2 protein-coding genes and 1 pseudogene are annotated in these 7357 nt (G+C 52.6%); all 3 read right to left on the minus strand.

Features of this window, described 5'->3' with window-relative positions:
* Window positions 1-762: pseudogene (locus CFR79_RS14865) on the minus strand (IS3 family transposase); the annotation flags it as partial.
* 40 nt (window positions 763-802) lie between these two features.
* On the minus strand, window positions 803-6841 hold the full coding sequence (locus tag CFR79_RS14870; protein WP_110548417.1) for a DUF3320 domain-containing protein: 6039 nt from the start codon (window positions 6839-6841) through the stop codon (window positions 803-805).
* Window positions 6842-6963: 122 nt separating this feature from the next.
* A partial coding sequence (locus CFR79_RS14875; RefSeq protein WP_110548418.1) for an IS5 family transposase occupies window positions 6964-7357 on the minus strand: 394 nt, incomplete at its 5' end.

Below are 7357 nucleotides of genomic sequence, written 5' to 3' on the forward strand. Positions count from 1 at the left end.
CCGTCAGTTCCCGCGCCACACGTCCACCTGATAATGACGTGTCGGCAACCAATGCCAGGTTCTTGCGACTGAAATCGTCGATAACAGCCAGAATGCGGAGCCGGCGGCCACAGGTCAGGGCATCCGAGACAAAATCCAGGCTCCAGCGCTGCCCGGGTTCCTGAGGGATGGTCATGGGAGAACGCGTCCCCAGTGCCCTCTTGCGGCCACCCCGATGGCAGACTTTCAGCCCTTCCTCCTGGTAAAGGCGGAACAGCTTCCTGTGATTGGGGCTGAATCCTTCCCGCGCCAGAAGATAACCCAGGCGGCGATAGCCAAAGCGGCGTCGTTGGTCCGCCAGTTCCCGTAGGCGCTGACGCAGGGCAGCATCGTCCGCTCCGGTAGAAACATACCGCGCGACACGTCTGGCAACACCAACAAGCGCACAGGCTCGGCGTTCACTCAGGGCCAGAGCTTCCCGAATGTGTCGGACCGCCTGCCGTTTCGCGACAGGCGTTACCACTTTTTTCCAACAATTTCCTTCAGTGCCGCATTATACAGCATGGCATCCGCCAGAAGACGTTTCAGGCGGCTGTTTTCATCTTCCAGCGCCTTCAGCCGTTTGGCCTCGGATACCTCAAGGCCACCATAACGGGTCTTCCATTTGTAGAAGGTCGCGTCACTGATCCCGTGCTTACGGCAAAGATCAGAGACCTTCAGCCCGGATTCCTGTTCCTTCAGGATCCCTATGATCTGCTCTTCCGTAAAACGACTGCGCTTCATCCGTTCGTATCCTTCTCGATCGGACTCTACTTTTAAATGGTTACATTTCCGGGGGGCACGTCATGGCGCCTTTTGCTGCCGCCTGACAGCGCTTACGTGTACTCCCTCCCATACGTGCCATGCCACATGCGTCACGCATGCCGTTAATGATGCTACTTTCGTCCTGATAACGGGAGGATAAGGTTCGCGCCAAGCTGATTAACATCTCCATAGGAAGAGTAGCAGGCTCGACACTTTCCCCGGCTTCAGGAAAAGGGAAAGCAATATCATTGTCAGAAGGTGACATTTTTTCCGGCCAGATGAATGTTCCGATATCCTCGTTACTTCGCTCCAAATGTGATGGGATACTGGCTATGATCCGTTCGCGTATTTCCCGTCCGGCCCTGCCAAAACCATGCTGACGTGAAATGGTCTGCGCCAATATATCCTCCCTGATCGGTCCGTATGCAGCGATATGCTGCGCGACCAGTTTAGTAAGAGTTGCTGTGTAATCTGTATCAAAAAAACGGTCATGGTCAGGCATGACAGTTGCAAGACTATCGCCTGTAGAGTTGGTGATATCAGCCCTTTTCGCCAAGGCGGGTTCCACTGTCGCCGAAGACTCCAGAGCTACTTTGCTTGCGTCATCATGATCACGGTTTAGGTCTCCAGCACGGGAAGAAGATGCAGATTCCTCCATGCTATCAGAGATCGGCAGATCGCCCATCTCGATAATACGCGCTTCTTTTTCTTCCCTGGCGCGGTTTTCTCTTGATACGGTTAGAAGTTCGTTAAGTTTCTGGTGTATTCGCTCACATTCACGCGGTGCGTTGGTCCACCAGTCTGTCGACCAGATCCGCAGGATCACCCAGCCGAGATGTTCGAGAACAGACTGTCTCAGGCGATCGCGGTCTCTTGCCGTAGCACTGCGATGATAGGTTGCGCCGTCGCATTCTATTCCTGCCAGAAAAATTGAAGGCTGATCCGGATCAACAACGCCTAAATCTATACGGAAGCTCGAAACTCCAACCTGCGGCACGACCTGCCATCCCTTATCGCGTAGTAATGACGCGACCTGATATTCAAACTGACTGTCAAAATCACCAACGGAGCCGCGATCTATCCCTGCCAGAGCCGTAGCGCCATGTTCTGCAAATGTTAAAAACTTTCGCAGGTCAATGACACCTTGTGCACTTGTACGTTTGATATCGATACTGTCAGCCTTGAAAGACCCGAAAACAACCAGTGCGTCACGTGCGCGCGTTACAGCCACATTCAGGCGCCTCTCCCCACCGTCACGATTGAGAGGACCAAAATTCATTGTCATATGGCCAACCTGATCGGGGCCATAGGTTAGCGAGAACAACATAACATCACGTTCTTCGCCCTGTACATTTTCCAGGTTTCGGATCAGGACGGGCTCAACGGTCTCATCACCAAAGAAATGCTCGATGTCAGGATTGCTTTCACGGGCATGATCCAGGAGGTCAGTGATGAGCGTCTGCTGTTCGCTATTGAATGTGACAATACCAAGCGAACGGTTTGTTCCATCGCGCAGATAGGTCAGTGCCGTGTTAATGACTGCATGGGCTTCTACAGGATTGGTACGGGCAGCACCTCGCTGATAAACACCATCACTTACATAACGGAATGAAACTGCGCGATCATGCGTGATCGGGGAGGGGAAGGTGACCAGTTGGCCGCCATAATAGGCGTGATTTGAAAAGGTAATCAGGCTTTCGTGCCGACTACGATAATGCCAGTTGAGCCAGACCGAAGGGATCCCAGCCCCACGACATTCATCAAGAATGGATTCCAGATCACACGTTTCCGCATCCTGTGCATCATCACTGTCACCTGAACCGCGCGCAAAGAAATCCGTAGGGGGAAGTTGCTTGGGATCTCCTACCACAATGACCTGGCTACCGCGGCCGATAACGCCAATGGCATCCCATGTAGGGATCTGCGAAGCTTCGTCGAAAATGACCAGATCAAACGGCTGAGCATCATGCGGGAGATATTGCGCGACGGAGAGCGGACTCATCATGAGGCACGGGGTCAACTGACGTAAGGCATGTGGCATGCGTTCCGCAAGCTGACGAATAGGAAGGTGGCGCGCTTTTTTGGCGACTTCCCGTGTAACGACCTTATATTCTGCATCCTGTTCACGCGTGCTGGCATCGGGAATATTTCCAGCCAGACGTGCACGGGTCAGGTAGGAAGCCATCGTCATGATCTGGCGATCAAGCGCGCGAAAGCGCTCTATGCTTTTTTCATGCGTTGCGGCAACGAACCCACGTAGCAGCGGGGATTGCTGTACTACACCTGCCAGCCACCAGCGGGCATAATTCGTCTCGAATATCGCAAGGGTTTCGTTCGCTGGCACCATTCCCTGTTCAACGGCTTCAACCAGTGGCCGCAATCCGAGTTCTTCTGCCCGTTGGCATGTTAGTTTCCAGTTACACCAATCCCGAAGATTACGGGATCTATCGATCCAGCCGTTCAGGCGCGTGCATAAGGTAGGTAGCCAAGTGGTGTTATCGGTCTGGGCAATGGTCTCAAGACCTGTTCCGCTTAATCTGGCCAGTTTCTGAACGGCACTTTCCAGCGTGACGAGAGCTGTCTGGAACTGGGCGAGTACAAGCTGGACAGCTCCCCCATCAACAAGTAGGTCGCGTCCTTCTCCAAACAGGGCTTTGAGGTGGGCCCGCGCTGCCAATAGCACCGCAACATCTGATGTACAGGAAGCAAGTGCGGCACGCGTTGCCTGTCCCCACGCATGACAACGGTCAACAGCTTCGAAATCTGTTTCCAGCCCTTTCCATAGGATCGTTCCCACCGCTGCGGTATGAGGTGCCGCATCAAGGCTGGTCCGGATCTGTTGAATCTCAATCAGGCGTTTGAGTTCATCTTCGCAGTCTTCTGGCAGAGGGCTGCCAGTATGGGCTTCGAGTGCCTTACGAACGGCTTTCTGAGCCTTGTTTTTGGCGAGGAACTGGAAAACAGATTTTTCTTTGGCTTCGTTCCAGTTTTTTGACAGGTCATCAAGTGGTAGAGAAAAGACAGTTGGTTGCCATTCACATGTAAATTCGCCCTCAAGCACTCCATGCCTGTCAATATGGGGTTGCTCGGCATGAAGAGCATCACGCGTCTCATCTGCATTTTCAGAAAAAGCCCACGCTGCTGCTTCAGGTCTGGTAACCTGCTCGCATAGTCCGCGAAGGCGCTGGAGAGCAGGCAGAGAGAAGTCTGACGACGAAAGAGCAAGGGCCTTACGTGCAGCCTCAGTTGTTGCCATGAGATGTTCAGCTGCGGAAAGGGCACCTCGCGAGGCGTCAAGGAAATCCTTTTCCCATTGGGGTCCCCATTCCGTCTGACCGAGTCCGGCCAATTCAGGAATACTGATGACATCACCGATACGTTCATGCACACTGGAAATGTCTTCTGCAGCCTTTTTCAAAGCAGCATATGCCGCTTCGTCATGTGCGTCGGGCGTCGGCCATGACAAAGGAATCTCGATAATTTTTATGGTATCGCCGCGTAACACTGCACCTATCGCACGATAGGCGGTCCAACCATTGCGCCACTGGCGATGAAGGGCATGAACATAAGCGTTCAGTTCTGAACGAATATGATCAATCTGATCACGCGTTCTTTGCCAGTCACCTTCATTGAACTGCTCAAGAGTATTCTGGGCGGTCTGAAACTGTTCCAAAACTGCCATTTTATTGGCTTTGGGAGAGAACAGATCCAGACAGAATTCTGCAAGACTGATCTGTTTAAGGCGGTTACGGACAACTTCCAGTGCGGCACGTTTTTCTGCCACAAACAGCACGGTACGACCCTGGGCCAGCGTATTGGCGATTATGTTGGTGATGGTCTGGCTCTTGCCAGTCCCCGGCGGCCCGATCAGGACAAAATTTTCTCCTCGGGCAGCCCGGGCTACAGCACGTAGCTGGGATGAATCTGCTTCCATCGGGCAAATAAGGCCCGCCTGGGCAAGCATATCATCAAGCTGTCCGTCTGTATCTGCGAAGCCTGAATTAGCCGATGTATCGGATGACCTGCCTGATGTTCCATCAAGTAGACGGCGTGCAACTTCATTGGTGCGCAGACTCTCTCTCCGGTCCTGCAGATCTTTCCACATCAGGAATTTGGCAAATGAAAGAGTCGTCAGGGTTACGACGTCCTGAACTTCCCAACCAGGAACTTTTCTTAACCCAGCCCGAAAGATATCAATAATGTGACCGACATCCAGTCCGGCTTCATCTTCTGGCAGGCTATCTCCTTCCAGTTCCCGAAAATGCAGGTTGTAGTCATTACGTAGCATTTCCAGAAGGGTAAGGTTAATCCTGCCTTCATCGGCATGGGCACGCAGTTCAAACCCGGACCGAACACTCCGTCGTTCAAGAATGACCGGAACAAGAATCAGCGGCGCCAGCCACTTTGTTTCTGCTGCCGTCGCGGATGTGTCCCGGGTCCAGGCCAATGCGCCAATGGTCAGGTACAGGATATTGGTGCCACCCTCCTGCTCGGCGGCTTTAGCGCGACGGTATAACTCGGTTAATGTGGACTGAAGCCCTTTTTCCGTACGTGACACGAGTAGTTCGCAGCGTTTCAATGCTTCCCTGGCATACGCAATTGCCGCATCCTCATGCTGACGATCATGATGCAGAATACCATCACGAGGATCATGCCCATCCTGCATGACATCGGGCCAGGAACACAGGCGCAATGCCTTACTTTTCCCGCCGTTACGCATTCCAGCCAGAATATTTTCAAGCTCTGCCGGGTCAGGGCAATCAATACGAACGATCTGCTTTTCAGTTTTTGGTAGATTTAGCAGTCTATTACGACCGGACATATCGAGAAGCCGCGTACACCAACGACTGATACGGTCAGCCGGGGTGGCAGGAATCTGTTCTTCAATCTGCTCTGCTGTTTCTTCCCGCAGGGCAGGGGCCGCTTCAAAAACAGGTTGTGGAACCTCTTTCAGGTCAGAGTTTTCCTGTGTTGATGACGGTTGAGACGCTTCGAAGGAAAGGGGCAGAATACGCCGCAGGCGAGCACGTCGGATATCAATCACCTCACGGAAAGTATCGTCTTGATCCTCGTCAGCATGACGAAGCTGCGCTTCCCCTTTCTCGCAGGCAACCGCGAAGCCTGGTTTATGGGCATGTGTAACCAGCGTGGTTTCGAATACCTTGATATCGTCGAGCTTCAGACGGTTACGCAGTGCCGGCAGATCATTCATGACTGAAGTGACGGCATCTGTTTTTGACAGCCATACGCCAGAAAAAGCGTGCCCTTTTGTCAAAATAATAACAGGATCGAGCCCTGCCGCTTCCAGACATGCAGCAAATAGAACTGCAGTGTCGAGGCATGTGCCCAGCCGTTCCTCCACAATCTGGGAAGGCAGACGAACACGCTGACCTGTTTCCATAAAGGAAGCAGGGGGGCTGACATAGGCGATATCAAGCGCGCAAACGGCACACCAGATAGCTTGGGCCTGTTCCCACACCCTGCTGCGATTGCTCTGGTAACCTTCCAGTCCATGATCTTTTCCGGCCTGCCGCAGAATTTCGGACGCGCTACGCAGGATACGTGAAATCGCCGGATCATTCGGCAGGACAAAAGCAGCAAGAATATCAGGGATGCCCGATAGTCCGCCCCATTCATTTTTGGCCAGCACCCGAATTGTACGCATTTCTTTCAGCAGTTCATTACCGGCATGCGTGACGGTAAAGCTCACATCCGCATTTGATGCCTCGTTCTGCTGTTGCAACCAAGGGCCATTAAGACGAACGTCCTGCACCTTCAGGGCCCGATATTCGCCCGCGGTAACATGCTGAAGCCGCCATGTATAAGGCTGGATAGCTTGTGGTTCCGCTGTCAGGTTGACTTCCAGTTCCGGCCAGCTTTCTGCGGTCTGATTATCAATTGCCAGTTCTAGTAAAAAGGGAACGCTATTCTCCCACAAAGCAGAATTTATGGAATCCTGTAGGGTAATGTTCAGCTGTAATTTAGGATCTTCAGCGATCGTTTCATCTGCGTCGTTCTGATTTATGGTATCAGGATTATCGATGAGATTTTCGGCCATGATTAACTGCTTTTCCTGCCAGAGAGCTGATTCCTGCCTTATTTCTACCTTTAATTGCTGTAACGGGAATATGGCATAAGGATAAAAAGTAGATAATTCTGAGAAATATCTACGGCGTGTCGTCAGTTAAGCAGGATGATGATTGAGGCGAACTGCACGGCTGCGAGGAAGGTCGATTTCAGTTTATCGTAGCGGGTTGCGATAGCGCGAAACTGCTTGAGTTTATTGAAGAACCTCTCAACAAGGTTCCGTTCGCGGTAGAGAGAAAAATCGGTTTCCCGTTGTGTCGTTCTGTTGCGTTTTGGCGGGATGACCGGGGTAATCCCGCGCTGTATCAGCCGATCGATCAACCTGTCCGCGTCATACGCCTTGTCAGCGAGGAAAGCATCCGGGTCGATGTTTTCCAGAAGCGGTTCCGCCTGGGTGATATCGGCATCCTGTCCCGGTGTGATGCCGAGTTCCACCGGATTGCCCAGAGCGTCGCAGATGGCATGGATCTTTGTAGTCAACCCGCCT

Origin of the sequence: Komagataeibacter saccharivorans (genome assembly GCF_003207825.1) — a bacterium.
Lineage (GTDB): Bacteria > Pseudomonadota > Alphaproteobacteria > Acetobacterales > Acetobacteraceae > Komagataeibacter > Komagataeibacter saccharivorans.